Here is a 26,443-nt window from a genome sequence, read left to right as displayed (position 1 = left end):
GGCATTTTTTTGTATACCTGCTATCAAATCAATAATCACTAGGAATTCACTTATGCGTGAAGCTGCCAGTCAGGCTGAGTCGTGGCCAAAAGTCATTTTAACCGGCGCACAAATGCTGTTTGTGGCGTTTGGCGCCTTGGTGCTAGTGCCGCTTTTGACAGGACTCGACCCAAGCGTTGCGCTGTTCACGGCTGGGGTGGGAACCTTGGTATTTCATGGGGTCACCAAGCAGAGCGTGCCGGTGTTTTTAGCCTCATCGTTTGCCTTTATAGCGCCTATTCAAGGCTCTGTGGCGAGCTTTGGGGTTTCGGCGACCATGGGTGGGCTAATGGCGGCGGGACTGGTTTATGTGGCGATTTCCCAGGCTGTGCGCTTAAAAGGCACTGCCTGGCTGCATCGCTTGCTGCCCGCTGTAGTGGTGGGGCCGGTGATTATGGTGATTGGCCTGGCGCTGGCGCCGGTGGCGGTTAGCATGGCGACCGGTGAAACCAGTGACAATATCGGCTATGGCGCGGCGATTTTCTTATCAATGACCAGCTTGCTAGTCACGCTTGTGTTGGCCGTTTTTGGTCGCGGGCTACTTCGCCTAGTGCCGATTATGGGGGGCATTATCACCGGCTATTTTTTAGCGTTGCTGATGGGGGTAGTCGACTTTACGCCAGTGCATGAGGCGGCTTGGTTATCGATACCCAGCTTTACCGCACCCAGTTTTCACTGGGCTGCCATTCTGTTTATGATTCCGGTCGCGATTGCCCCAGCGGTAGAACACATTGGTGATATGGTGGCCATTGGTTCGGTGACCCGCAAAAACTACCTGGAAAAGCCTGGCCTGCATCGAACTCTGTTAGGCGATGGGCTGGCGACCAGCGTAGCAGCGCTGTTCGGCGGGCCGCCGAATACTACTTACTCGGAAGTCACCGGGGCGGTAACGCTTACTCGGGCATTTAATCCCAAGTACATGATTGTTGCCGCGATTATTGCCATTGTGCTGGCGTTTGTGTCCAAGCTTGGCGCGTTGCTGCAGACCATTCCTGGCCCGGTAATGGGCGGTATAATGACGCTGTTGTTTGGCTCCATTGCGGTGGTCGGTATGAACACACTGGTACGTGCAGGACAGTCGCTGACGGCGCCGCGCAACTTGGTCGTGGTTTCGCTGATACTGGTGTTCGGGATTGGCGGCATGCAGTTTGGTGGAGGCCAGTTTACGCTGCAGGGCGTTAGCCTAGCCGCTTTGGTGGGTATTGCGTTGAACTGGCTATTACCCCGTGAGCAAGAGGGCGAGTAGAGTCATCCTCTATAACGCTGTGTGAATCGTTAGAATGGTAGCGTGAGTGATCATCAGGAGTTTCGGCAGCATGGAAAACGAACTAACCGCACCTTTTCCCATACTGGGGGTTGCTGCCTGGAGCGGTACCGGAAAAACGACGCTGCTAGAGAAGCTGTTGCCACGATTAGGGGAGTATGGCTTGAGCGTCGCTGTCATCAAGCATGCGCACCACTCGTTTGATGTCGACCAGCCCGGCAAGGATAGCTATAAGCTGCGTAGCGCAGGTGCCGCCCCGATACTGGTGGCTTCCCGTCAGCGCTTTGCGCTGATGCAGGAAACCCCTGACCAGGAAGAGCCCGATTTAGCCCAGCTAATTGCCATGATGGTGCCGCACAAACCTGACCTGGTGATTGTCGAAGGCTTCAAGGCTTGGCCGATTCCCAAGCTGGTGCTATACCGCGAAGGGGTTGGCGATGTGGATATTTTAACCGGCCGATGGGTTGAGGCAGTCGCTCTCAGTGCGCCACCGCCTATCGACCTGGCGGCTTCGGTGGCTCAGTTAGATCTAGACGATAGCGAAGCGGTTGCACAATGGGTAGTGACCTGGTTAAGCGCTAAAAACGATACGATGTCTTCAAAAAATACGTCTTCAAAACATATGTCTTCAAAACAGCAATGGTGACAACATGCATTTGACCCACCTTAATACCCGTGGCGAAGCCAATATGGTGGACGTCGGCGATAAGCTGGAAACCCGCCGCGAAGCAGTCGCCTCCGGGCGCATTATAATGCAGCCTGAAACGCTGAAATTGCTTAGCGATGGTGAACTGCCCAAGGGTGATGTGCTGGCCACCGCGCGTATCGCTGGTATTCAGGCGGCCAAACGTACTCATGAGCTGATTCCTCTCTGTCACTCACTGGCGCTCTCCAAGGTTTCTGTTGAGTTCGATATTGATGTGGCCGAATCCTGCGTTCATGTGACCTCGCTGTGTCGCTTGAATGGACGCACTGGGGTCGAAATGGAAGCCCTTACCGCTGTTTCGGTAGCCTGTTTGACGCTTTACGATATGTGCAAAGCGGTCGATAAAGGTATGCGTATCGAGGCTATACAACTCGACAGCAAGCAAGGTGGTCAGCGTGGCGACTACCAGCGTATGAGCACCCAGGCGCCGATTGTTACCGGTGACGGCGTAGCCGGAGAAGTCAGCTTGGGCGAACGCTGCCCTTCACCCTGCGTGCGGGTTAAGTTTTTAGCCGAACTGCGCGAGCGGGTAGGCGAAAGTGAGACCGTCGTGAGTCTCGATCAACTGGCTAGCCGCGACATTAGTGGATTAAAAGCCGCGCTGGCCGAGCAGGATAGTCGCTTTAAACAACTCACCGACCAGCGTACGCTGTGTGCGATTAATCAGGTCATGGCCAATGACGAGGCGTTAGTGACCGATGATGACGAAGTGGCGTTTTTCCCGCCAGTAACAGGGGGGTGAGGGTGGATAATAAGCTGGATATTAAAGTAACGATTCAAGCAGCCCCGTTTCCAATGGACTACGGCTATGACGATGCCTTGGCTGGGCGTAGTGATATTGGCGCGGTGGTGAGTTTTACCGGCTTAGTGCGTGATTTTAATGAAACGCCGGACGTCACAGGGTTAACGCTGGAACACTATCCGGGAATGACCGAGCGTACGCTGACGGAGATTGGTGAACAGGCTTGGCAGCGCTGGTCGCTCCAAGCGGTGCGGATTATTCATCGTGTCGGTTACCTGGGGCCAGGCGATCCGATTGTGCGCGTACTCGTAGCCAGCGCACACCGGCGTGAGGCGTTCGAAGCCTGCGATTTTATTATGGATTACCTGAAAACCCAGGCGCCTTTCTGGAAGAAAGAGCACTCTGCCCAGGGCGAGTATTGGGTCAAAGAGCGTCACTCTGATCAACAAGATGCAGCGCGCTGGGAGTGAGACTGCCGCGTTGCTGCGCTTTTTTTTCACAATAATGCGCAGCTCTAACGATTGGCGGCGTTGTCCAGGGTGATGACTTCTGGCATTTCGGCGGCCATAATCTGTAGATGCACGTCGGGCAGGTGCTGCATATGCTCCGCCAGCCACTGCACCATGCGAGGCTGTAATGCTTGGCGCAAGTCGGCAAGCGTCTCTGCTGCAATCTCCTCAAGCTGATCATCCAGCCAATCATTAAAGCTATCTTCATCTAGCGGGCTGGCCCCCGAGGCATCCAGCATCAAACGGCCAATACGCGCCCATCCAGTGTCAGTAGCCGTCACTGGCAGCGCTAAGTATAAGCTACCGCGACGGGCCTTGTTGGCGTCGTGAACCTCAAGACCAGGATGGGGCACCACGCTGTTTTGACTGACGATGCAGGGCGGCTGCGGATAGCGCGACTCACAGCGCAGCCCGTGACTGTCAAAGCAAATTAGATCGCCGTTCACCGGCGCCAATGGAGCGCTAATGCCTAGTTGTTTGGCAATAGTCTGATGAGCCTGCTGATGGCGTGCTTCGCCATGCACCGGTATGAGATGTTTTGGCCTGACCCACTGATACAGCTTGATCAGTTCATCCTGGGCGGGGTGCCCGGTAGCGTGCAGCTCAGGGTGGTTGAACTCGTCGTAGAGGTTGACACCTAAATGCGCCAAACGCTTTTTAAGCTGCTCAATGGGGCGTTCATTGCCAGGAATGGCTTTAGCCGAAAAAATAACGTTATCGCCCGGCTGAAGATCCACAAAAGGGTGGCGACCCTGGGCGAGACGCTGTAGCGCAGCACGGGGCTCGCCCTGGCTGCCGGTGGCGATAATCACCACTTCATCCGGGGGGAGGTAGCCTAGGTCATGATTGGGCACCAGCGGCGGTAAATCATCCATATAGCCGAGCCCCCGGGCAACGCTGACCATGCGCTCCATTGAACGGCCCATCAAGCTAATGCGTCGGCCACACTTCTGAGCGGCGCGCCCTATCGCTAACACCCGGGCAAGGTTACTGGCAAAGCAGGAGACCACCACCCGGCCCTGGCAGTTGCCGAGGGTTTTTGTCAGGGCGCGGGCGACGTCCCCCTCGCTACCGGAGTGCCCGGGCATGGGGGCGTTAGTGGAGTCGCCCACAACCAAGTCAACCGGGGCAAGCGCCTTGAAGAGGGCTGCACTGATCGGCGTGCCGATAATCGGTTCAGGGTCGAGTTTCCAGTCGCCGGTATGTAAAACGCGATAGCCACCGGCCATCATTATTAGCGCACAGCTTTCGGGAATCGAGTGGGTTAAAAGTAAATAGCGCAGCGTGAATGGCCCGCTCTCTAGGGCCTCGCCAGGTTCAATGACATGGATAGCCGCACTGCTAAGCTGATGCTCGGCAAATTTTAGCCGCAACAGGCCTGCCGCCAGCGGGGTGGCGTAAATGGGGCAGTTCCACATCGGCCATAGCCAGGCTGCGGCACCAATGTGGTCTTCGTGACCATGGGTGATAAATAGCGCTTTGGGCACGATCCCTAGTGCTTTCGGCGTATCAAGATTGGGTACCTGCAGTGGCGAGTTGGGAAGATCCTGGCGGATCATCATGCCGCAGTCCACGGCTATCCAGTGATCGTCATAGCCGTATAGCGTTAGATTCATTCCAATCTCACCGCATCCCCCCAGCGGCAACATGCGCAGCGGTGGACGACGACGGGGACGAATTTGAACGCGTGGTGAATGCATCTGTTATGAAAAACCTAAAAAGTAGTGACTTAACTATACGGGAAGGCAGGGGCAGCTAACAATCATCCATGGCCTTCCGATACACTATGCGACCTAAGCCGCTGGTTTGTCATAATTAACTTAGCAATAGGTCAAGAGTAGCTCACATGTCTCATTATTATCGTTTAGTGGTTTCCTGTCCTGACCGGGTGGGTATTGTTGCACGGGTATCGAGCTTTATTGCCCAGCAGGGCGGCTCCATTACCGAAGCCAGCCAGCACTCCGATTTAGAAACCGGCTGCTTTTTTATGCGCTACGAAATCCTGGCGGATTCGGTAGGTATGTCGGCGGAAGCGCTGAGCGCGGCATTTGAACCGATAGCCAGCGAATTCAATATGCAGTGGTCGCTGGTGGATACCCAGCAGCGTAGGCGCGTAGTGCTGATGGTGTCGCGGGAGTCACATTGCTTGGTAGATCTACTTTACCGCTGGCAGGCGGGGGAACTGGATTGCGACATTGTCGGGGTTATCTCCAACCATGATGATATGCGTTCGCTGACGGAGTGGTACGGTATTCCTTATCACCATGTACCGGTCGACCCCGACAATAAGCAAGCATCGTTTGCCAAGGTTCAGGCCGAAATCGACAGTGCCCGCGCCGACTGCGTGGTGCTGGCGCGCTATATGCAAATACTGCCCCCTGAGCTGTGCGCGCGCTATGCGGGGCGAGTGATCAATATTCACCACAGCTTTTTGCCCTCTTTTGCCGGGGCTAAGCCCTACCACCAGGCCTACCAGCGGGGGGTTAAGCTGATTGGCGCTACCTGCCACTATGTGACCGAGGAACTCGACGCAGGCCCCATCATCGAACAGGATATCCATCGCGTTAGCCACTGTCATACGCCTACTGATCTAGTCCGCTTTGGTCGTGATGTGGAGAAAGCCGTGCTCGCTCGAGGTTTGCGTTGGCACTTAGAGGATCGTGTGTTGGTGCATGGCAACAAGACAGTGGTATTTAGCTAAGTACTCTATAATGCCCGCCCATCAACCTGAGAGGCCGCCATGTCATTTGCGCAAAGTGTATTAGCGCCCTGGGCGCTGCTGCTCACCTGGCTACTCTCGTTAGCAGTGATCGCATGGGCGCTTTGGGGGCGGCCCTGGCAGGTGTTGATAGCGGATTCAGCGCTTCAGCACCGCTGGCTGGGTGCTACGCTGGCAGTGATGCTGATGTGGCAGCTTCGTGCCCAGGCTGTTGATTGGCTAACGCTACACCTTGTTTTTACAGTATTGATGACACTCGTTTTTAAAGCGCCATTAGCGCTGATTAGCAACGTGCTGATCAACATTGCCATGGTGGTGATTGGCCGCAATGAGTGGATGTTGCTGGGGGCAAATGTGCTGGTTACCGGGATCGTCCCGGCGGCCGTTATTGGCACGGTATGGCGGCTGGTAGATCGCCGCCTGCCGGATAACTTGATGGTATTTCTGTTTGCCTGCGGCTTTTTTGGCGCGGCGCTGGCAACGCTGGGAGGAGGCTTGGCGGCGGTAGTGCTGATTATCGTCGCGGGTACAGACCCTGAGGCGATCTATCTCGCCCAGGAGTATGCGCGTTTTTTACCACTGCTAATGCCTTCAGAGGCATTTATTACTGGCATGCTGCTGAGCATCCTGCTGGTCTATCACCCAAACTGGGTGGCCACCTTCAATGACCACCGCTATATCGACCTGCAGTAGCGGATTTATTAGCCGAGTGCCTGGCCGTTGCCACCACGAATTACGCCGACTCCAACGCCTTCAATATCGAGCGCTTGAGAGCGCAGGTCGATTTCAATGGGCGCAAAATCAGGGTTCTCTGCAAACAGCGTCACTTGGTGCCCCTGGCGTTTGAAGCGTTTAACCGTTACTTCATCGTCCAGGCGGGCAACCACGATCTGGCCATCGCGAACCCGGTCAGTGCGATGAACCGCCAGTAAATCACCTTCCAAAATGCCAATATCCTTCATGGAAAGGCCGCGTACGCGCAGCAGATAGTCAGCTTTGGGAGTGAAGTACTCGGCCGGTAGCGGGCAGTAGCGATCAATATGTTCGGCGGCCAAAATGGGGCTGCCGGCAGCTACTTCCCCGATCACAGGCAGGCCAGTGGGTGGGGCTTCCACGTTGGTTGTGGGTAAGGCGGTGACTGCGCTATCCAGGACTTCTTGAGGTTCCTGGTTGGGCAGGCGGATGCCGCGAGAGGTGTTGCGGATAATGCGAATAACACCTTTGCGTTCCAGCGCGCGCAGGTGCTCTTCAGCCGCATTGGGTGAGCGGAAGCCAAGTGCTTTGGCAATCTCGGCGCGGGTAGGAGGGTAGCCAAATTCGCCCATGGTCTTAACGATAAAATCAAACACGTGCTGTTGGCGAGCGGTTAGCGGACGCGACATACCAGACTCCATAAATAGTGAATAGACAGTAACAAGTTAAATGTCGACTTAATCAATAAGTGTTTAAGTATACAGTATGTTCCTCTGTCCAGTATATGGCTTGTCTGTGCCTATTGCCGATGTCTATGCAATTTTTCTAATCGTTTGAAACTAAGTTTCTGCTTATTTAATACGTCACATTTTGTCAATAAATCAAGCGTTGAGCCCGCCTACGTTATGGCATAGTATTTTGCTATGTTTTAAACACCTGTTTCCCTGGAGAGCGACATGGCTCAATCTGATACGGTGACCCGTATACTCGACACCGCCGAGGTGCTGTTTGCAGAGCGGGGTTTTGCTGAAACTTCGCTGCGCAACATCACTAGCAAAGCGCGGGTTAACTTAGCCGCTGTTAATTACCATTTTGGTTCCAAAAAAGCCTTGATTCAGGCCGTTTTTGCCCGCTACCTGGATCCGTTTAGTCAGCGCTTTCATACTGCGCTAGATGAGCTCGAGGGCCAACACGCCGGGCGCGTTATCCCGCTGGAAACACTGCTCGAGACCATGGCAACTACCGTTCTCGCGGTGCCCGCCGAGCGCAATAGTTTGAAAGTGTTTATGCGCCTGCTGGGTCTTGCCTACAGTCAAGCACAGGGACATCTAAGACGTTATATCCAGGAAGAGTATGGCGATGTGTTTACACGCTTCACCGAGCTTGTGCGCAAAGCAACGCCGGATCTGCCTGACGCCGAGCGTTTTTGGCGGCTACACTTTGTGCTCGGCACGGTAATCTTTACCCTGTCTGGCCTCGATGCGCTACGCGATATCGCGGAGAAGGATTACCACGAGCAGGTCTCTGTGCGTGATTTGGTCAGGCGATTGCTCCCGGTAGTGGTGGCTGCTATGAATGCGCCGTTACCCATAGCCCTTGACGGTGCCAAGCCAGAAGAAGGAAAACATGCGAACTCCTACGCTAGCTGAGCTACCTCCAACGGAACATATCTGGCTGGAGATTGATACTACCGAACAGTTGCTGCGCTGTTGGCGAGGGCCAAAAGTGCTCCATGAGTGTTCTATTTCATCCGGTGCTGCCGGAAGCGGGGAGCGCAATGGCAGTGGTAAAACCCCCCGCGGGTGGCACTATGTGCGCGCGGCCATTGGCGGAGATATGCCCGAAAATGCGGTGTTTCGAGGTCGCCGCTGGACGGGCGAGACATTTTCGCCCGAACTCGCCGAAGAGCATCCAGAGCGTGACTGGATTCTGACCCGCATACTGTGGCTGTGTGGCTTGGAAAAGGGCGTGAACCGCGGTGGTCAGGTGGACTCGCAACGGCGCTATATTTACCTGCACGGGACGCCGCCTGACGAGCCCATGGGCGTTGCTGCGTCCCACGGCTGTATTCGTTTACGCAATAGTGATTTGCTCTATATCTTTTCGTTAGCGTTGCCGGGTACCCCTGTTTGGTTGCACGGTGGCCGCCAGTCCTTTGATTGATCAGATTTTGACACCGCTAGACGATCGTCTAGAATCATCGCCCCTTTTCATGGACCTATCACGATGACTCAACCGTTAGGCCCGGTCATGCTTGACCTTGAAGGCCCAAAATTGACGGCTGCAGAAAAACGCTTGCTGCTAGAACCGACGGTAGGGGGCGTAATTTTGTTTGCCCGCAACGTTGAAAATGGCTATCAGGTTCGCAAGCTCTGCAGCGATATTCGCCGTGTGCGTGCTGATTTACTGCTTGCCGTGGATCAAGAAGGCGGTCGCGTTCAGCGCATAAAAGAGGGGTTAACACGCCTGCCTGCCATGGCGCGTATCGGCGAGTGTTACCGCGCTGCCCAGGGAGAGGGGCTGGCGTTAGCTAAAGATGCCGGCTGGTTGTTAGGGATGGAGATGGCTGCCTGCGGTCTGGATCTGAGCTTCGCCCCGGTACTTGATGTGGAGAGCGGTCTATCCAGCGTTATTGGTGATCGTAGTTTCAGCAGTGACCCACAGCACGTAGCCCAGCTGGGCAATGCATTTATTCAGGGGCTTCACGATGCCGGTATGGCCGCTGTGGGTAAGCACTTTCCCGGCCACGGTGGTGTCGCGGCGGACTCACACGTTGCATTACCGATAGACGATCGCCCGCTAGAAGTGATGAAACAGCACGATCTTGTGCCCTTTACCCAGTTAGCTTCACAGTTAGATGGGATTATGCCCGCACACGTTATTTATAGTGCTTTTGATACGCGCCCAGCAGGCTTTTCACCCAACTGGTTGGGCATGCTGCGGGAATCGCTAGGCTTCAAAGGCTGCATTTTTTCAGATGACCTGAGTATGGCCGGCGCCCACGAGGCGGGAGGCCCCAAAGCGCGTGCCCAGGCAGCGCTGGCAGCAGGCTGCGATATGCTGCTGGTATGTAATGACCGAGCCTCCGCGCTTGAAGTGATGGAGGCATGCCACGGAATCAATTCTAAGCGCCCCGCTAAGTTGCGCTATAGCCGTGCGCGACCTGATCTTGACGCGCTGAGTGCATTGGGCCGTTGGCGTCGTACTCACGCTAAGCTGGAAGCGCTAGCGGATAAGCCCAAGTCCAGTGCGGAAGCAGAGTAAGCCCAGCGCTGAATAAATCTCTTACTTAAATAAATGAAGTTTTAACCCGCCGTGGAGTTGGTAGATGTCAAAGTTGGATAAAGAAGCATTAGAGTCGCTGGACTCGATGCGTGAGCTGATGGATAACGCCGACTGCCTAATTTCTCAGCAAGAGGTAGAGCGGGCGCTGGATCGTATGGCGGAAGAGATTACTCGGGATTTAGGCGATAAACTGCCGGTTTTTTACTGCGTAATGAATGGTGGCTTGATTACCACCGGTCATCTGCTTACCCGCTTGGGCTTTCCGTTGGAAGTAGATTATTTGCATGCCACTCGCTACCGCAACGAGCTGCGCGGCGGCGAGCTTTTTTGGCGCGTTTCCCCTGAAGTGCCCATGGCGGGCCGTCACGTAGTGATTGTTGACGATATCCTGGATGAGGGGGCGACCCTGGCGGCCATTTTGGCTTACTGCGAAGAGGCCCAGGCCGCCAGCGTTACCACAGCGGTGTTGGTCGATAAACAGCACAACCGCAAAGCAGTGCCTGGGTTGAAAGCCGACTACTGCAGCCTGGAAGTTGCCGACCGTTATGTGTTTGGCTTTGGTATGGATTACAAAGGCTACTGGCGCAACGCGCCGGGAATTTTTGCCCCCAAAGGCATGTAATCCACTGGGGGCTTGCGTAGTTTTTGTAGTAGTTTTTACATTAGCGGGGCGAGAAACGCCTCGCTAAGCCGGTTTCAGCAATCATCCGCGTTGAAATCTCCTCCACCGAGAAGCGTGTCGCATCGATGAAGGGAATGTGCATGGTGCGGTAGAGCGACTCGGCCTGTTCCACTTCTTGTAGGCACTGATCCATCGAGCTATAGCGGCTATTGGGGCGTCTCTCGTTGCGAATTGCCGACAAGCGTCGCGCATCGATGGTTAACCCAAACAGCTTTTGCCGATGGGGCACGAGCGCCTTGGGTAGCTTCAGCATGCCATCTTCGTCTAAATCGTCTTCCGTCAGCGGGTAGTTAGCCGCCCGAATGCCAAACTGCAGCGCCAGATAAAGCGAGGTAGGTGTTTTGCCGCAGCGCGAGACGCCAACCAGGATGATATCCGCTTTATCGTATTGGTGGGTGCGTGCACCGTCATCATTATCCAGCGCGAAGTGGACGGAGTGGATACGATCCATGTAGACATCATCGCTGCCTATCGAGTGAGTGCGCCCAACGCTGTAGGAGGAGTGGGTCTCTAGTTCTTGCTCTAAGGGCTCCAGAAAGGTGGAAAAAATATCGACCTTAAAGCCGGACGCCTTACGAATAACGTCGCGTATTTGTTGATCCACAATGGTGTCAATGATAATGGGGCGATGACCATCCCGGTTGGCTGTCGACTCAATAATCGCTGCTAACGCCTGCGCTTTTTCCAACGTATCGATATAGGGCTTGGTCTGCATATCGATCTCAACATCGCTGAACTGGGCCAGCAAGCTACGTCCTAAACTTTCCGCCGTGATGCCGGTACCATCTGAAATAAAAAAAGCCGTACGTTTCATAACTAAGTCCACGGGTGAGTGATACGGCTATTGTGAGCCGAGCTGTTTGTCAGCACAACGTGTCATCATTGGGCGTTTTGGCGGGCTCAAATGTATCTGACTACATAAATAGCCCAAAAAGCCCTGCTGTTGTAAAAATCCTCCACTCTCTTCGCTATTAGACCAATGGCGAATATATTGGCGTGGTGCTAGGGTGTCTCAATCAATTATCCATGATCGTCAAGGTCATGCAGATATCTATGAGCGAGGGGGTTACGTGGAAGAGTACATTCTGTGGTTCGATCAGCTGGGCATGGCGGACGTCGAACGCGTAGGTGGTAAAAACGCCTCGCTGGGTGAAATGATTTCTAACCTGTCCGGTGCTGGCGTGACGGTTCCTGGCGGTTTTGCCACCACCGCCCACGCTTATCGTGAATTTCTCTCCCACGAAGGATTAAACGAGCGCATTAATGCCACCCTGGCCCGTCTGGACGTCGATGACGTTAAAGCGCTGGCTGAGGCGGGCCGCAATATACGCCAATGGATCATCGATACGCCGCTACCTCCTACCTTTGAATCGGCCCTGCGCGATGCCTACGGCCAGCTGCAGCAACAGCACCCGCAACTGAAAGTAGCCGTGCGCAGCTCAGCCACCGCGGAAGATCTACCCGACGCTTCCTTTGCAGGCCAACAGGAAACCTTCCTGAATATCGAAGGCTTCGACAATATCAAGCGTGCAGTGCACGAGGTTTTTGCCTCGCTGTTTAACGATCGTGCGATCTCCTACCGAGTGCACCGTGGCTACGCTCACGAAAATGTCGCCTTGTCGGCGGGCGTTCAGAAAATGGTGCGTTCAGAGACCGGTGCGGCAGGCGTTATGTTTACCCTGGACACCGAATCCGGCTTTAAAGACGCCGTTTTTGTCACTGGCTCCTGGGGCTTGGGCGAAACCGTGGTGCAGGGTGCAGTCAATCCCGACGAGTTCTACGTGCACAAGCCGACCCTGGCGGCGGGCCGCCCGGCGGTGCTGCGCCGTAATTTAGGTTCCAAGCTGATCAAGATGGTTTATGGGCAGGATGCCAGCGCCGGTAAATCGGTTGAGACCGTCGATGTGCCCCATGCCGACCGCGGCCGCTTCTGTATCAACGATCAGCAAGTGATGGATCTGGCCCGTCAGGCGATGACTATCGAGCAGCACTACCAGCGGCCCATGGATATTGAGTGGGCGTTAGATGGCGATGATGGTCGGCTTTACATCGTCCAGGCGCGTCCTGAAACGGTGGTCTCTCAGCAGGAGGGCGGTAAACTCGAGCGCTTCCAGCTGCGTGAAAAGGGTCGTACGTTAATAACCGGCCGAGCGATTGGTCAACGCATTGGCCGGGGTACCGTCAAAGTCGTGCTAAGCCCTGATGACATGGACAAGATCCATGATGGCGATATCCTGGTCACCGATATGACCGACCCGGATTGGGAGCCGATCATGAAACGTGCTTCCGCGATCGTCACCAATCGCGGTGGGCGTACCTGTCATGCGGCGATTATCGCCCGTGAGTTGGGTATTCCCGCTGTCGTTGGTTGTGGTGATGCGACTACCCAGTTAAAAGAGGGTATCGATGTCACGGTTTCTTGTGCGGAAGGCGATACCGGCAATGTGTATGAAGGGCTGTTGGAGTTTGATTGCAAAGTCTCCAGCGTCGATGCGATGCCGGAAATCCCCTTTAAAATTATGATGAATGTGGGCAACCCTGACCGCGCCTTTGGGTTTGCCAGTCTGCCTCACGCAGGCGTGGGTTTAGCGCGTTTGGAATTTATCATTAACCGCATGATCGGCGTCCACCCTAAAGCGCTGTTGGAGTACGACACGCTGCCGGTTGATTTACAGCAGGTGATCGATTTACGTACTGCGGGTTACACCGACCCGGTCAGCTTCTATGTCGATAAACTGGTTGAAGGTATCTCCACGCTAGCGGCAGCGTTTCATCCCCAGCGCGTCATCGTGCGGCTGTCCGACTTTAAATCCAACGAATACGAAAACCTGATTGGCGGCAAACTCTATGAGCCGGGGGAAGAGAACCCCATGCTCGGTTTCCGGGGGGCATCGCGCTACATTTCAGAGGCGTTCAGGCCCTGCTTTGAACTCGAGTGCCGAGCGCTCAAGCGGGTGCGTGAAGAGATGGGCTTCGAGAATATCGAAATCATGGTGCCCTTTGTGCGTACCACCGACGAAGCACGTGAGGTGGTAGAGCTGTTGGCGGCTAATGGCCTTGAACGTGGCGGCCCCACAGGGCTTAAAGTGATTATGATGTGCGAGCTTCCTGCCAACGCACTGCTGGCCGATGAGTTCCTTGAGTATTTTGATGGTTTCTCCATTGGCTCAAACGACCTGACCCAGCTAACGTTAGGTTTGGATCGTGATTCCGGCATCGTGGCGCATCTGTTTGACGAGCGTAATGGGGCGGTTAAAAAGCTCCTGGCCATGGCCATTCAAGCCTGTAAGGCGAAGGGCAAATATGTTGGTATCTGCGGACAGGGGCCGTCAGACCATCCTGACTTGGCTAAATGGTTGATGGAGCAGGGTATCGATTCTGTATCACTCAACCCCGATGCGGTGCTGGAAACCTGGTTTATGCTGGCAGGGCAAAAAATCGACTAATCGAGCCTACCCTAGTTTTTACTTTACGCCCGGCCATTGTGCCGGGCGTTGATGTTTTAATAGGCTACTCTTTTGGAGTGGTTTTTTAACTTGTCATGGAGAGCGCTGAGATGTCACCAAAATCGGTTAAGTATGCGCTACCTGTTCTGCTGGTAGCGCCATTGTATAGTTGGGGGTTTAGCTATGAGACACCCTCCATTTCCCCTGAAAGCGAATCGGGCTATGAAGAGAAGCCCGGCTGGGAAGCCGAGTCATTTGCGGTGGCAGCAGCTAACCCGCTCGCCACCGATGCCGGTTACCAAGTACTTAAAGCCGGTGGTAACGCCATTGATGCGGCCATTGCGGTGCAGATGGTGTTGAACCTGGTTGAGCCTCAGTCCAGTGGTATTGGTGGTGGTGCTTTTTTGATGTACTTCGATGGCGATGAAGTGCGTGCCTACGATGGTCGTGAAACCGCGCCCCAAGGCGTTAACGGTGAGCTGTTTATGCAGGATGGCGAGCCGCTGGCGTTTAATGAAGCAGTGGTTAGCGGCCTCTCAGTGGGAGTGCCAGGCACGCTGCGTATGCTTGAGAAAGCCCACGCTGAGCACGGTGAGCTGGCCTGGGAAGAGCTGTTTATCCCGGCAATCACCCTGGCCGAGGAGGGCTTTGAGGTTAGCAATCGGTTGCATACCAGCTTGGCTGGTGATGAGTTTCTGCGCCAAGACCCAGTAGCGAGCCAGTTTTATTATGATTCAGACGGTGAGCCTATCGCCGTTGGTGAAACGCTCAAAAACCCAGCGTTGGCAGCCGTTCTTCGCCGCGTCGCTGAGCAAGGCAGCGTCGCCTTGTACGAAGGAGCCGTGGCACAAGACATCGTTGAGCGCGTTCAGAACCACCCTGAGCGTCCAGGCAGTTTGACGCTTGAGGATATGAGTGGCTACCAGGCGCTTAACCGCGAACCGCTGTGTACGCCTTGGCAACAGTGGGAAGTATGTGGTTTCCCGCCACCCTCATCGGGTCATCTGACCGTGATGCAGATTTTAGGCATGCTTGATCAGCAGCCACTGCTTGAAGCCCCGTTAGACAGTGGTGCTGCAAGCAGTGGGTGGCTGCATCAATTCTTGGAAGCCTCACGCCTGGCCTTTGCGGATCGTGGCCGTTACATCGCCGATCCTGACTTTGTCGAGGCGCCGGGAGGCGATTGGTCATTGATGCTAGCCCCGGAATACTTGGAGCAGCGCAGTGCACTTATCGAAGAGAAGAGTATGGGCGACAGCGCTGAACCGGGTAACCCTGGGGAGCTTGACGTGAGCTGGGCTAGCCAGCCCGAACAGCCTGAGTACGGTACTAGCCATATCAGTATTGTCGATGAGGAGGGCACCGCGGTGGCTATGACCACCACCATCGAGCAGGCGTTTGGCTCGCGAATTATGTCCGACGGTGGCACGGGGCTAGCGGGTGGTTTCCTGCTCAATAACGAGCTCACCGATTTTTCATTTACCCCTGAAGTGGATGGCGAGCCCGTAGCGAACCGGGTAGAGCCCGGCAAGCGTCCCCGCTCCAGCATGAGCCCGACCCTGGTATTTGATCAAGAAACCGGCGAGCTGGTAGCCAGCTTGGGCTCCCCAGGTGGCGCCGCCATTATTCATTATACCGCCCGTACATTAGTCGCACTGCGCGACTGGGGGTTAAGCGCTCAAGAGGCGCTCAACCTTCCCCATGCTATTACTTTGGGTGGGGATGTCTATGTGGAAGAGGGGCGTTTTCCTGAGGCAACCATAGAATCACTGCGTGAGCGTGGTCATACGGTCAGCGAGCGGGAGCTAACCAGCGGCCTTCAGGCCATTATGCGCCTTGAAGATGGCACTCTGTTTGGTGGTGCTGACCCTCGGCGCGAAGGGGTGGTAATGGGCGATTAGTCCAACCTCTATTGGCGAAGCCAGTTGCGCAGCTTCACTAGCATTAGTGCACCGTCGCTTAATTCGCGGCGGACTTGAATAAGTTCGTTTAAACGATCTGGGTAGTCGGTGATAATCGCATCGACCCCCAGATCAATCAGCGTTGACATACGAGCTCGGTCATTGACGGTCCAGGCGTGTATTTCGTAACCATATAGTCGCGCTAAGCGAACTTCCCCTTCCGTGATGCGGTTATGGCGTAGCCCAAGGGCATCAAAGTCACGCCGGTTTAGCGTGCCGGGCAGTATAAGCTGGGCCAGTAAGGTAACGCGCAATTCAGGTGCTTGGGCTTTGATATGTTTAAGTAATGATGGGGACATGGTAGCCATGCGCATATCCATTAGCGCATTGGGAAAACCGCACGCTGTATAGCCGTCAAAAGCGCTTTGTTGGGTTGCCCAGCAGCGATAGCGCACGTCACTCTCTGCATTCAAAGTCTCGATAACGGCATCGGCTAGCGCCTGTTCTTGCCCCGGCAGAGGCTTGATGTCGATCATTAGTCCGGCTTTTCCGCGCACTCTTTGCAGCGCTTCATCCAAGCCTGGAATGTTCTCACCTTGATAAGCATCACCAAACCAGCTTCCTACATCGAATTGGCTGAGTTCTTCTCTGGTTAGCTCGCCAAACTCACGAGGATCGCCGGTTAGCCGCGCCATGCTGCGATCGTGGTAAAGCATAACCTGTTGGTCACGGCTCAAGCGTACGTCTATTTCGATATAGTCGGCGCCATCAAGTAGTGACTGCTCCAGCGCGGCAAGGGTATTTTCGGGGGCCACCATGGAGCTTCCACGGTGGGCAATCACCGCGACGTTGTCATGTATCTCAAAGCTATTGAGTATCCACCATGCTTGAAGGCCGGCAAAAATGAGTACGCTAAGCTCTACCGCCCAGGCCAGTTTGCCTGCATTAAAATCCTCAGGTGGCGGTGCGGGTCGAGCTTCTCTGTGGGCCAGCTGCATATAGAGGCAGGCGGAAAGCAGCGCATTGGTGGCAATACCGATGAAGGTAATGGCCAGGGTGATCAGCACATAGCCGAGTAAGTAGGCCAGCATGGCTGGGATGAGCACGGCATTATGCTCAGGCAGCCACCACAGAAGTGGCGTGAATAGGCGGTCAAAGAGCAGTGTCACCAGTAGCGGCAGGCTAACGATCACGACCAATAGCAGAAGTACCGCAGCGCCAATGGAGCGGCGCCAGCCGCGGGTTAAGCTAACGCTTCGTTTAAGTGCCTGCCAGGGGTTACAGCTTTCCAACGCAACGAGGGGGAGCGCCAATAGCCAGCGCAGGTAGAGCCATGACGCTACCCATACCCAGGCAATAATCAGTGGCAGCGCGCACGCCATGAAATACCACAGTGCAGGGGGACGCACGCGCTGAAGATAGTAGGGGTCTATACCACTCAGCCAGAAATCGTAAAGCCACGCGAGCCCAGCCATAAAGGGCACGAGCAGTAGTAAGTGGGTGCCTACCTGGAGTATGACAAGACCCGCGAGGGCAGGTAGCCGACGGGTGCTTAGCCAGAGTGCTTCAAGGGCCAGCCGATAGTGATTGTCACGGGGCCTGACGGCGACCTGCAGCATGCCTGCCTGCTGCCAGTAAATAATCAAAAAAGCGAACCCAAGCCCTACCAGCATGCCTACCAAACCCAGCGGGCTAAACAGTAGTGCGATCAATTCATCGTTGGTGACCACTGTACGGTTGAGTTGGGCAAGCAGCCAGCGTGTCATCCAGGTGATCGCTGGCAGCAGCAAGGCTGAGGCAAGCAGGGTAAAAAACAGGTGGTAGGCGATCAGTGGGCGAAGATGATCGCGCAGCGTGCGTAGTAAGGCAGAGCCAAGGTAGGTCAAAGGCTGCATCGTCATTAAACGGTAAGAATGAGCCACCAGGGTGGCAGTAACCGCCACACCTGGCAAGAGGCTCTTTTAAGACAAATTTAATGACTACGGAGGTCTTTGTTAGGAAAGTGGCAGCTCTTGCTCGGCAACAATAATGCCGTTGTTATCTGCATACAGCCACTGTCCAGGCTGAAGAGTAACACCAGCAAAGGTGACGTCAATATCGCGTTGTCCTTCGCCGCGTTTTTCGCTTTTGCGCGGATGGCTGCCTAGCGCCTGAACGCCAATCGGCAGGGCGGCGAGTATATCCACATCGCGCACGCAGCCGTACATAACGATCCCTGCCCAGCCGTTGGCGACGGCCTGCTCGGCGAGCATATCCCCCAGCATGGCGCAGCGGTGCGAACCACCCGCATCCACCACCAGCACCGCGCCGTTACCCGGCTCGGCAACGGCCTGTTTCACCATGGAGTTATCTTCAAAGCATTTGATTGTACGAATAGGGCCATAGAAAGCTTCAAGCCCGCCAAAATTGGCAAATAACGGGTCAAGCACCGCAACCTCTGGATGCGCATCGCAGAGATCGGGCGTCACTATATCAATCGACTTCGTCATCACAAGCTCCTAAGGGTAAACACTGTTGGATTACCGGACAGTTTAGAAAGGTAGAGCATAAAAAACGCCCCGCCCTGTAAAACAGTGGCGGGGCGTTCGGTCATCGACTCAGAAAATGCAACGTGTCACATCTTCTGCGATGGTGCGAGCATCGGCGATGGGGCGGTCTATCTCAAGTGCTTAACAAGCGTTAGGCTTCTTGAGCGACCGGAATCACGTTTGAGGCTATCTTTTGATACTCCTCAATCTCGTGAAAGTTCATATAACGATAAATCTCGCCCGCCATAGCGTCAAACTCACCCATATAGCGTTGATACTCTTCAACGCTGGGTAGGCGTCCTTCTACTGCGGCAACGGCCGCCAGTTCCGCAGAGGCGAGGTACACATTGGCACCGTCACCCAAACGGTTCGGGAAGTTACGTGTAGACGTAGACACCACGGTGCTCTTAGCGGCAACGCGGGCCTGGTTACCCATACACAATGAACAACCCGGCATCTCCATACGGGCACCGGCACGGCCATAAATACCGTAGTAGCCCTCTTCGGTCAGCTGATGCTGATCCATTTTCGTCGGTGGTGCCAGCCACAGCCGGGTTTTTAAGCTACCGGCAGGCTGCTTCTCAAGCAGTTTGCCAGCAGCCCGGAAGTGGCCGATGTTGGTCATGCATGAACCGATAAAGACTTCGTCGATTTTCTGGCCAGCGACTTCAGACAGCAGGCGCGCATCGTCCGGGTCATTCGGTGCACAAAGAACCGGCTCTTTAATTTCAGCCAGATCAATTTCAATAACTTCGGTGTACTCGGCATCCTGGTCGGCACGCATCAAGCTGGGGTTGGCCAGCCACGCTTCCATGCCTTCAATACGACGGCTAATGGTGCGTTCATCGCCGTAACCGTTGCCCATCATCCACTTCAACAGGGTGATGTTGGACTTCAAGTACTCGGCAACGCTCTCTTCAGACAGCGTAATGGTACAGCCAGCGGCGGAGCGCTCGGCGGATGCATCAGAAAGCTCGAAGGCTTGTTCAACGGTTAAATCTTCAAGTCCTTCGATTTCCAACACACGCCCGGAGAAGGCATTTTTCTTGTTGGATTTATCAACGGTCAGCAGGCCTTGCTTGATGGCGTAAAGTGGAATGGCGTGAACCAGGTCACGCAGCGTAACGCCAGGCTGGCGCTTGCCCTTGAAGCGCACCAATACCGACTCCGGCATATCCAACGGCATAACGCCGGTGGCAGCAGCAAACGCTACCAGGCCTGAACCGGCCGGGAATGAGATGCCGAGCGGGAAACGGGTGTGCGAGTCACCGCCGGTGCCCACCGTATCAGGCAGCAGCATGCGGTTGAGCCAGCTGTGGATGATACCGTCACCGGGGCGTAGCGAAACACCGCCACGGTTCATAATGAAGTCGGGCAGGGTGTGGTGAGTATCCACATCTACGGGCTTCGGGTAAGCCGCGGTGTGACAGAACGACTGCATGACCAGGTCGGCTTGGAAGCCAAGGCAGGCAAGGTCTTTCAGCTCATCACGGGTCATCGGGCCGGTGGTGTCTTGCGAGCCAACGGTGGTCATCTTGGGTTCGCAGTACATGCCGGGGCGAACGCCCTCTAAACCGCACGCTTTACCGACCATTTTCTGCGCTAAGGTGAAGCCTTTGCTGGTATCTTTAGGCTGGTCAGGTAGGCGGAAAACGTCAGAGGTGGGCAGGCCCAGTGACTCACGCGCCTTGCCAGTCAAACCACGGCCAATGATCAGGGGAATACGGCCGCCAGCGCGTACTTCATCCAGAATCAGCTGCGTTTTAAGCTCGAAGGTGGTGATTACCTCGTCGCTATCGTGCTTGCACACTTTACCTGCGTAGGGGTAAACATCGATGACATCGCCCATATTCAGGTTGGTGACGTCCATCTCAATCGGCAAGGCGCCCGAATCTTCCATGGTGTTAAAGAAAATAGGCGCAATTTTACTACCAAAGCAGAAACCGCCAGCGCGCTTGTTAGGAGCGTAGGGGATATCGTCGCCGAAGAACCACAGTACCGAGTTAGTGGCTGACTTACGCGATGAGCCGGTGCCGACCACGTCGCCTACATAAACGACGGGAAAGCCTTTGGCTTTAACGTCTTCGATCTGCTTGAGCGGGCCAGTGGTACCTGGAACCACTGGCTCAATGCCGTCGCGCTCGTTTTTGAGCATGGCGTTGGCATGGAGCGGAATATCCGGACGTGACCAGGCATCCGGCGCGGGAGACAGGTCATCGGTATTGGTTTCGCCCGGGACTTTAAACACGCTCAAGGTGATTTTTTCAGCCAGTGCCGGCTTAGACAGGAACCACTCGGCGTCTGCCCAGGACTGAATAACCTCTTTAGCGACGCTGTTGCCGTTCTTGGCGCGGCTTTCCACATCATGGAAGGCGTCGAACATCAGCAGTGTGTGCTTGAGCTGCTCGCCTGCTTCTCGGGCAAGCTCCTCGTTATCGAGTAGCTCTACCATTGAAACGATGTTGTAGCCACCCTGCATGGTACCCAGTAGCTTGACGGCGTGAATCTTGTCGATCAGCGGAGAGCTCGCTTCACCTTTCGCAATGGCGGTAAGAAAGCCTGCTTTTACATAAGCTGCCTCGTCAACGCCCGGCGGAACGCGGTTGGTGATTAAGTCGAGGATAAACTCCTCTTCACCGGCCGGTGGCGTCTTCAGCAGCTCAACCAGTAAGGCTACTTGTTCGGCGTTTAGGGGTTTGGGCGGGACGCCCTCAGCTGCACGTTCCTCGACATGTTGGCGGTAAGCTTCAAGCACGTTGGGGCCCTCTCATTCACGTTTCATTTACTTTATGGTGATGGCCTGCACGGTGCACGGTGGTGGCCGCGCAGTGGGTGTAGAGTGGAGCCGATCACATATGACATACGCTTGACAAACAGCGTGTGGTTGGATGGCTGCGATTCTACGGCAAACTGTCGACAATGTTAAGCTGGCAAGCAAAGACGACTCTTGTACTTTATGTTGATACCTTGATTTAAACGGATCAAAAAAACGCTTTTTATTAGCCTATTGGCGTAAAAACAGGAAAGTTTTTTCCCCATTTACGGGCTAACCACAGGTTGTGCAGGTGTGATTGTCGTTACAGCGCGTTACCATAGTCCTCACTTTATGACCTTAGCGCTATCTAACTGCTGTGGTACTTACGTAAGCGAGCTGATTAAAAGTGTGTGGAGCATTTTTAAGCGCGCAACTACATTAGTAATAAGCGATTCAGGGTATGAAGAACGCAATTCAACAGGGAACTGTAAGCGCCTTGCGCGCTTATATGTTGTACAATAGTGAGATATAAGCTCGGTAATGGTGTTATGTTGATACAACCCGGTACACTTCCGCCCTCTAAACAAAAGAATGCCTTACAAACGGCTGATCATGCGGTGAAAGCGGATGATCTGCTGCCGGAAAGTTTGCACCAGTTTTTGGCCTGTGCAACACCTGAGGCGTGGCTGCAATGGGCGTTAGAGAATCCTGAAACGCTGCTGGTCGACCACGCTCAGTGTGAAAAAAAAGCCGCTTCCACCGCCATGAGTTTGCTCTATCGCTACGTCGATCAGCCACTTCTGCTAAGCAAAATGTCGCAATTGGCGCGCGAAGAGTTGCTCCATTTCGAGCAAGTGGTTGCGCTCATGGAGGCGCGTGGGGTGACCTACCAACACTTGACCGCTTCACGCTACGCGGAAGGCCTTAGGCGACACCTGCGCAGCAATGATCCCGAACGGTTAATCGATGTGCTCATCATTGGCGCCCTTATCGAAGCGCGTAGTTGCGAACGATTCGCTTGCTTGATTCCGTATTTAGATGAAGAGCTCGCCAAGTTTTATCGCACCCTGGTGAAGTCAGAAGGCCGTCACTTTGAGGACTACCTATTACTGGCTCGCCAGCAGACATCGGGCTCTATTGATGAGCGGATCGCTTTTTTTGTAGCGCGTGAAGCGGAGCTGATTACTACGCCCGATACGGCTTTTCGTTTCCATAGCGGTGTGCCAGCTTAACCCGCTTAGCCCGGCAGGATGTTTATCATGCGCGATGCTCGTGAGACAGACCAGTTAACTCTCTTTGGTCACTTTTCGCTTACCCAGGGCGAAGACGTATTAACCCACTTTAGCTATGACAAAGTGAAGGCGCTGCTCGTTTATCTGCTGCTGCATCGTCAGCCGGTTAACCGCGCCGCGCTGGCGGAACTGCTGTGGCCTGACCAAGGGTTATCCTCAGGCAGAACTAACCTGCGTCACGCGCTGCACTGTTTACGCCAGTCGTTGGGGGAGAGCGCCGACCAAGTATTAAGCGTCTCACGGCAAACGATTGCCTTCCAGCTTCCGGCCAATTGGAAAGTCGACCTGCATACACTGCAACAACTGCTTGAAGGGCCGCGCGACTTGGATACCCTGGAAGCACTGATGACCTGTTACCAAGGTGACCTGATTGAAGAACTTCAATTGGCCACCTGTAGTGAGTTTCAGCGCTGGTTAGTCCAGGTGCGGAATGAGTGGCGCCAGCGCGTCATTCGTTTTGCTGAACAAGTACTCGAAGCACATACCGATGTGCCTGACCTGATCCTGGAAACACTGGTCAGTCGCTTTTCCGGCTATGGCCCGTTTCATGAGCGCTTGGTTCGCCAACTGGCTGAACAGAATCAAATGGCCGCCGCGCACGAGCAGTATAATAGCTACTTGCAGCTACTGGCGTTGTCAGGCCAGCAGCCTGAACCTAGCTTCTTACAGTTGGCAAGCTACTGGTCTGACGGCCACCATGACCCCCGGATGATGAGTCCCCAGGGCGCGTTTTCCCGCGCGCTGGCGGCAGACAGTAAACCGCTGCGTGAAGATGAGATTGAGCTGCGCCAACTTTCCGTGATGGCTATCCGGCTGCGCCTGAAAGGGGAGTGGCAAGACCGAGCCGCGACCCGACATTGCCTCACTCTGCAGTTAGAGCTGTTGCGATGGCTAGAGCAGCAGTGCCATCACTTGGGCGGCTTCTGGCTGCCTGGCGCCACTGGTGGCTTGGGGCTGGCGTGTTTCGGTACCCATGGGCCTGCTCACCAACTGGCTGAGTTAGTGGCGCTCTATGAGCACTGCCGTCAGGCGCTTCCCCAGGAGAGTGCTCGCCACTGGTCTGGCGAAGGCGAAGTGCCGCAATTTGAGTTAGCTGCTGGTTTGCACAGTGGGCAAGTCGTCTACTTGCCCGAGCGGCAATTGGCGGATCCGCTGGGGCAAGTCACCCAAACCTCGCTGGAGCTAATGAGCGCAGCTGAAGGCAGTGAGCTGGTTATCTCACAAGAAGCCAGTCAGCACATGCCGCCCGCGCTTGATCTACAGCCACGCTTGGTATCGCGTTTGGTGGCTAGCGACGGTCGCGTTCGACTGCGCGCTTTAGTGCTGGGCCTAAACGAAGGCGGTCGCGATGCACTGCCGCCTAGCCTGGTCGGGCGTGAAACCTCGCTGCGTACGCTGCGCGACGCGTTGGCGCGGGCAGGTATAGGTTTGCGTCAAAGCGTGTTAGTTCGCGGGGCATCTGGCATGGGCAAATCGGCGCTGATGGTCGGTTTCCGCCAGTTAGAACTTAGTCGCGATGCGGCAATTTGCTGGCAGCCCACCACGCGGCTGTCGGTGCTAGATCCCTACGGCGTTGCCCGGACTCTGGTGGGCTGGTATCTCAAGCAACCGCTGACTATCGAGGCGATTCACGAGCTACAGGCAACGCTTGAGTTTGACCAGCTTACGCCCGAGCGTCAGCACCTGTTGGAAGAGGCGCTTGGGGTGCACGAAGTTCAGGAGATCACCCAGCTTGCCCAAAGCGGTGAAGCCGTTGAATTGGTGGTGATGTTGCTGCACCGCTTAATCGAGCGCCAGGCGACCACTCATACCCTGGTGCTGATGGTCGATGATTTACAGTGGCTTGATGAGCCGTCGTTTAAAGTGCTCGCGGGGCTGCAGGCACGTTTACCTATCAATACCGCCTTTATGTTGGTGGCTAGCCACCACGGCCGAGAACTGCTGCCGGTGAAGCTGCATTGGGATCAGCAGATTAGTTTGGGGAATCTGGATCCGCAGCAGTCTTCACGGCTATTGTCACAGCTGTCACGGCGCTACCGCATTCATTTGAGCCCACGGTTACGTAACCAGATTATTGAGCGCTGCGATGGCGTACCGCTCTATATGCAGGAAATTTGTCGGCGTCTGGATATGGATCGTCGCGAAGGGCGTAGTGTCCAGTTCGATGAATTGCCCAAGGGGTTGTTAGGGCTGCTGGCAAGCCGTATCGATCAGCTTGAGGGTGACCGCGAAATTGCCCACGTAGCGGCAGTGCTGGGTAAGCGCTTCCGGTTGGATTTCCTACTGGAGTGTAGCGGCTGGGAAAAAGGGCGACTTAACCAGGCGCTCGAACATATGCGGGCGCTGGAGATTGTCGAGCCGGTCGATAAAGAGAGCGGCGAGCACGAATATCAGTTTAGCCACCAGTTGCTGCAAGAAGCTGCCTACCTTTCTTGCCCGCGGGATGTGCGGGTCAAGCTGCACCAACAGGTAGTGACCCTAATAGAGGAGCGCTTCCCTGTCTGGATTAGTCGCCACCCCGGCGATTTTGCCACTCACCTGCGCCGGAGCGGTCATTATGCCCGTGGTGCACGCTATTTCGAATTGGCCGCCCGTGAAGCGCTCAAGGTGAGCGCCAACCGAACCGCGCTACGCATGGCCGATTTCGGTTTGGCGAGCTTGCGCCACGTTGAGCATGAGATTGAGCGTGAAGTAAGTCTGCTCACCGTGCGTGGTCAGGCGGCGTTCTCACTTGAGGGCCACGGCTCGCCTACCGCTCACGAAAGCTTTGTGCGTGCGAGGGAACTGCTGCGCGAATCGGGTACCGATAGATTGGAGGATCCAGAAGATCTTGAGCAGATATTCCTAGTCAAATGGGGGCTTTGGGTGGGGCGTAGCCAGCGCTATGCTCATGCCGATGCCTTTGCACTGGCGTCGACGCTCGCTGATCTTGCTTCACGCCTTGAAGACCCTCGCTATCGTCGGTTGGCCGATTATGCCCGGGCCAACTGTGAGTACTGGGCGGGTCGCATTCAGCAGGCTCACGACCATTTAGATGAAATCGATCCGCTCAATGCGCAAATGATGATCGAGTGGCTACCGTTCTCTGATCATCCACAAGTTTCAGCCGCCTGCTTTCAGGGCTGGGCGCTCTGCCTGCGTGGTGATTATCAGCGTGCCGAGCGGCAAGTTTCGGCGGCGATTCGGCTGGCGGAGAAAATTGCTCACCCCGGTACCTTGGCGCTGGCGCTGCTATTTGCCGCTGCGCTCTATCGTCAGCTAGGCCACGTCCATTTGGCCGCGCGGCATGCGGAGCGGGCGGCGGCAATGACCGGAACGCCCGATTTACAGCTGTGGCAAATATCCAGCCAGTGTATTCTTGGTTGGCAACGAGCTTTGGCAGGTGATACTACCGGGTTGACTCAGTTACGCGAGAGCCTGGATCAGATGGCGGAGCTGAACGGCCGTGACCGCTACCAGCGGCCGGTGCTGTGGTACTCGGATGCCTGCATTGAACTAGGCGAGTTAAATGCCGCAGAGGAGTACCTCGATCAGTGCTTGGTGATTGCCCGTGAGCGTACCACGCTATTTTTGCCCGAATTAGCCACCCAACTGGCTAAAGTGCGTGATCTGCTTGGACACCCCGCCAATGAAGTCAAGGCATTGGCTGAGATGGCGATAAACCAGTCCCGCGAGCACGGCAATCGCCACCAGGAGCTAGCGGCCCTTGAACTATGGCTGACGCGTATTGAGCCCAACGACCAGCAGGCGAAAGAGAGTTTTAGGCAGTTATTGAGCGAAGTCAGCCACAGCGATGCGCCGGTGCTAACCCGTTGGATCAGCTTGTTGGATCGCCGTTTGCCTCGGCCGGTAGGCGCTGAAGGTTGATAAGCTAAAGCAGGG

20 protein-coding genes are annotated in these 26,443 nt (G+C 55.2%); 14 read left to right on the top strand and 6 right to left on the bottom strand.

Going from position 1 to position 26,443, the window contains the following annotated elements; all coding sequences use genetic code 11:
• Positions 1–52: 52 nt before the first annotated feature.
• The 4 genes from HALTITAN_RS09220 to moaE all read left to right on the top strand — a co-directional run bounded on the left by HALTITAN_RS09220 (position 53) and on the right by moaE (position 3,221).
• Positions 53–1,285, top strand: coding sequence for a uracil-xanthine permease family protein (locus HALTITAN_RS09220; protein ID WP_009286929.1), 1,233 nt, complete (start codon positions 53–55; stop codon positions 1,283–1,285).
• A 70-nt stretch (positions 1,286–1,355) separates the two neighbouring features.
• Complete coding sequence (gene mobB / locus HALTITAN_RS09215) at positions 1,356–1,949, top strand: molybdopterin-guanine dinucleotide biosynthesis protein B (RefSeq protein WP_039859034.1); 594 nt, start codon at positions 1,356–1,358, stop codon at positions 1,947–1,949.
• A 4-nt stretch (positions 1,950–1,953) separates the two neighbouring features.
• Positions 1,954–2,751, top strand: coding sequence for a cyclic pyranopterin monophosphate synthase MoaC (gene moaC, locus HALTITAN_RS09210; RefSeq protein ID WP_009286927.1), 798 nt, complete (start codon positions 1,954–1,956; stop codon positions 2,749–2,751).
• A gap of 2 nt (positions 2,752–2,753) precedes the next feature.
• Positions 2,754–3,221 (top strand): molybdopterin synthase catalytic subunit MoaE, encoded by a 468-nt coding sequence (gene moaE / locus HALTITAN_RS09205; RefSeq protein WP_268871420.1) that lies wholly within the window; start codon positions 2,754–2,756, stop codon positions 3,219–3,221.
• A gap of 44 nt (positions 3,222–3,265) precedes the next feature.
• Here the strand turns inward: moaE and HALTITAN_RS09200 are convergent, their stop codons facing one another.
• Positions 3,266–4,876 carry a ribonuclease J gene (locus HALTITAN_RS09200; protein ID WP_039859032.1) on the bottom strand — a complete coding sequence of 537 codons (1,611 nt, stop codon included), beginning with the start codon at positions 4,874–4,876 and terminating at the stop codon, positions 3,266–3,268.
• Between the two features lie 230 nt (positions 4,877–5,106).
• Here HALTITAN_RS09200 and purU point away from each other — a divergent pair, with 230 nt between their 5' ends.
• Positions 5,107–5,961 carry a formyltetrahydrofolate deformylase gene (gene purU / locus HALTITAN_RS09195; RefSeq protein WP_009286925.1) on the top strand — a complete coding sequence of 285 codons (855 nt, stop codon included), beginning with the start codon at positions 5,107–5,109 and terminating at the stop codon, positions 5,959–5,961.
• Positions 5,962–6,000: 39 nt separating this feature from the next.
• Positions 6,001–6,672 (top strand): energy-coupling factor ABC transporter permease, encoded by a 672-nt coding sequence (locus tag HALTITAN_RS09190; RefSeq protein ID WP_009286924.1) that lies wholly within the window; start codon positions 6,001–6,003, stop codon positions 6,670–6,672.
• Positions 6,673–6,680: 8 nt separating this feature from the next.
• Here the strand turns inward: HALTITAN_RS09190 and lexA are convergent, their stop codons facing one another.
• Entirely contained in the window at positions 6,681–7,361 is a 681-nt protein-coding gene (lexA, locus tag HALTITAN_RS09185) for a transcriptional repressor LexA (RefSeq protein WP_022523251.1), read from the bottom strand.
• A gap of 267 nt (positions 7,362–7,628) precedes the next feature.
• On the opposite strand from lexA, the gene HALTITAN_RS09180 reads away from it, so the two are divergent.
• The 4 genes from HALTITAN_RS09180 to HALTITAN_RS09165 all read left to right on the top strand — a co-directional run bounded on the left by HALTITAN_RS09180 (position 7,629) and on the right by HALTITAN_RS09165 (position 10,579).
• On the top strand, positions 7,629–8,321 hold the full coding sequence (locus HALTITAN_RS09180; RefSeq protein WP_022523252.1) for a TetR/AcrR family transcriptional regulator: 693 nt from the start codon (positions 7,629–7,631) through the stop codon (positions 8,319–8,321).
• Positions 8,299–8,835 (top strand): L,D-transpeptidase, encoded by a 537-nt coding sequence (locus HALTITAN_RS09175; protein ID WP_022523253.1) that lies wholly within the window; start codon positions 8,299–8,301, stop codon positions 8,833–8,835. Before HALTITAN_RS09180 ends, HALTITAN_RS09175 begins: the two co-directional genes overlap by 23 nt.
• 63 nt (positions 8,836–8,898) lie before the next feature.
• A complete protein-coding gene (gene nagZ / locus HALTITAN_RS09170) occupies positions 8,899–9,936 on the top strand; it encodes a beta-N-acetylhexosaminidase (RefSeq protein WP_039859030.1) in 1,038 nt (345 codons plus the stop codon).
• Between the two features lie 64 nt (positions 9,937–10,000).
• Entirely contained in the window at positions 10,001–10,579 is a 579-nt protein-coding gene (locus tag HALTITAN_RS09165) for a hypoxanthine-guanine phosphoribosyltransferase (RefSeq protein ID WP_009286922.1), read from the top strand.
• A 40-nt stretch (positions 10,580–10,619) separates the two neighbouring features.
• Here the strand turns inward: HALTITAN_RS09165 and ppsR are convergent, their stop codons facing one another.
• Complete coding sequence (gene ppsR / locus HALTITAN_RS09160) at positions 10,620–11,453, bottom strand: posphoenolpyruvate synthetase regulatory kinase/phosphorylase PpsR (protein WP_022523255.1); 834 nt, start codon at positions 11,451–11,453, stop codon at positions 10,620–10,622.
• A 256-nt stretch (positions 11,454–11,709) separates the two neighbouring features.
• Here ppsR and ppsA point away from each other — a divergent pair, with 256 nt between their 5' ends.
• Complete coding sequence (gene ppsA, locus HALTITAN_RS09155; RefSeq protein WP_027957454.1) at positions 11,710–14,085, top strand: phosphoenolpyruvate synthase; 2,376 nt, start codon at positions 11,710–11,712, stop codon at positions 14,083–14,085.
• 110 nt (positions 14,086–14,195) lie between these two features.
• Positions 14,196–15,986: a gamma-glutamyltransferase gene (gene ggt / locus HALTITAN_RS09150; protein WP_039859028.1), complete on the top strand. Its 1,791-nt coding sequence runs from the start codon at positions 14,196–14,198 to the stop codon at positions 15,984–15,986.
• Between the two features lie 8 nt (positions 15,987–15,994).
• Here ggt and HALTITAN_RS09145 read toward each other — a convergent pair whose 3' ends face one another.
• The 3 genes from HALTITAN_RS09145 to acnB all read right to left on the bottom strand — a co-directional run bounded on the left by HALTITAN_RS09145 (position 15,995) and on the right by acnB (position 21,269).
• Complete coding sequence (locus HALTITAN_RS09145) at positions 15,995–17,938, bottom strand: glycerophosphodiester phosphodiesterase family protein (RefSeq protein WP_009286919.1); 1,944 nt, start codon at positions 17,936–17,938, stop codon at positions 15,995–15,997.
• Between the two features lie 42 nt (positions 17,939–17,980).
• A complete protein-coding gene (rraA, locus tag HALTITAN_RS09140; protein ID WP_022523259.1) occupies positions 17,981–18,475 on the bottom strand; it encodes a ribonuclease E activity regulator RraA in 495 nt (164 codons plus the stop codon).
• A gap of 190 nt (positions 18,476–18,665) precedes the next feature.
• The gene (gene acnB, locus HALTITAN_RS09135) at positions 18,666–21,269 is read right to left on the bottom strand and encodes a bifunctional aconitate hydratase 2/2-methylisocitrate dehydratase (protein ID WP_009286917.1); all 2,604 of its coding nucleotides are present in this window, start codon (positions 21,267–21,269) and stop codon (positions 18,666–18,668) included.
• A gap of 548 nt (positions 21,270–21,817) precedes the next feature.
• Between acnB and HALTITAN_RS09130 the strand changes: the two genes are divergently transcribed.
• Together HALTITAN_RS09130 and HALTITAN_RS09125 are read left to right on the top strand one after the other, a co-directional pair.
• Complete coding sequence (locus HALTITAN_RS09130; RefSeq protein ID WP_022523261.1) at positions 21,818–22,501, top strand: MiaE family protein; 684 nt, start codon at positions 21,818–21,820, stop codon at positions 22,499–22,501.
• A 27-nt stretch (positions 22,502–22,528) separates the two neighbouring features.
• Positions 22,529–26,428, top strand: coding sequence for an ATP-binding protein (locus HALTITAN_RS09125; RefSeq protein WP_027957451.1), 3,900 nt, complete (start codon positions 22,529–22,531; stop codon positions 26,426–26,428).
• The last annotated feature ends 15 nt before the right edge of the window (positions 26,429–26,443 follow it).

It is taken from the genome of Vreelandella titanicae BH1 (genome assembly GCF_000336575.1).
GTDB lineage: Bacteria > Pseudomonadota > Gammaproteobacteria > Pseudomonadales > Halomonadaceae > Vreelandella > Vreelandella titanicae.
This window is presented reverse-complemented; position numbering and strand designations above follow the sequence as displayed.

What these genes read in the sequence shown, in the direction of transcription:
- HALTITAN_RS09220 (WP_009286929.1), top strand. Translation starts at nt 53, where the DNA reads ATGCGTGAAGCTGCCAGTCAGGCTGAGTCGTGGCCAAAAGTCATTTTA.
- mobB (WP_039859034.1), top strand. Translation starts at nt 1,356, where the DNA reads ATGGAAAACGAACTAACCGCACCTTTTCCCATACTGGGGGTTGCTGCC.
- moaC (WP_009286927.1), top strand. Translation starts at nt 1,954, where the DNA reads ATGCATTTGACCCACCTTAATACCCGTGGCGAAGCCAATATGGTGGAC.
- HALTITAN_RS09200 (WP_039859032.1), bottom strand. Translation starts at nt 4,876, where the DNA reads ATGAATCTAACGCTATACGGCTATGACGATCACTGGATAGCCGTGGAC.
- purU (WP_009286925.1), top strand. Translation starts at nt 5,107, where the DNA reads ATGTCTCATTATTATCGTTTAGTGGTTTCCTGTCCTGACCGGGTGGGT.
- HALTITAN_RS09190 (WP_009286924.1), top strand. Translation starts at nt 6,001, where the DNA reads ATGTCATTTGCGCAAAGTGTATTAGCGCCCTGGGCGCTGCTGCTCACC.
- lexA (WP_022523251.1), bottom strand. Translation starts at nt 7,361, where the DNA reads ATGTCGCGTCCGCTAACCGCTCGCCAACAGCACGTGTTTGATTTTATC.
- HALTITAN_RS09180 (WP_022523252.1), top strand. Translation starts at nt 7,629, where the DNA reads ATGGCTCAATCTGATACGGTGACCCGTATACTCGACACCGCCGAGGTG.
- HALTITAN_RS09175 (WP_022523253.1), top strand. Translation starts at nt 8,299, where the DNA reads ATGCGAACTCCTACGCTAGCTGAGCTACCTCCAACGGAACATATCTGG.
- nagZ (WP_039859030.1), top strand. Translation starts at nt 8,899, where the DNA reads ATGACTCAACCGTTAGGCCCGGTCATGCTTGACCTTGAAGGCCCAAAA.
- HALTITAN_RS09165 (WP_009286922.1), top strand. Translation starts at nt 10,001, where the DNA reads ATGTCAAAGTTGGATAAAGAAGCATTAGAGTCGCTGGACTCGATGCGT.
- ppsR (WP_022523255.1), bottom strand. Translation starts at nt 11,453, where the DNA reads ATGAAACGTACGGCTTTTTTTATTTCAGATGGTACCGGCATCACGGCG.
- ggt (WP_039859028.1), top strand. Translation starts at nt 14,196, where the DNA reads ATGTCACCAAAATCGGTTAAGTATGCGCTACCTGTTCTGCTGGTAGCG.
- rraA (WP_022523259.1), bottom strand. Translation starts at nt 18,475, where the DNA reads ATGACGAAGTCGATTGATATAGTGACGCCCGATCTCTGCGATGCGCAT.
- HALTITAN_RS09130 (WP_022523261.1), top strand. Translation starts at nt 21,818, where the DNA reads ATGTTGATACAACCCGGTACACTTCCGCCCTCTAAACAAAAGAATGCC.
- HALTITAN_RS09125 (WP_027957451.1), top strand. Translation starts at nt 22,529, where the DNA reads ATGCGCGATGCTCGTGAGACAGACCAGTTAACTCTCTTTGGTCACTTT.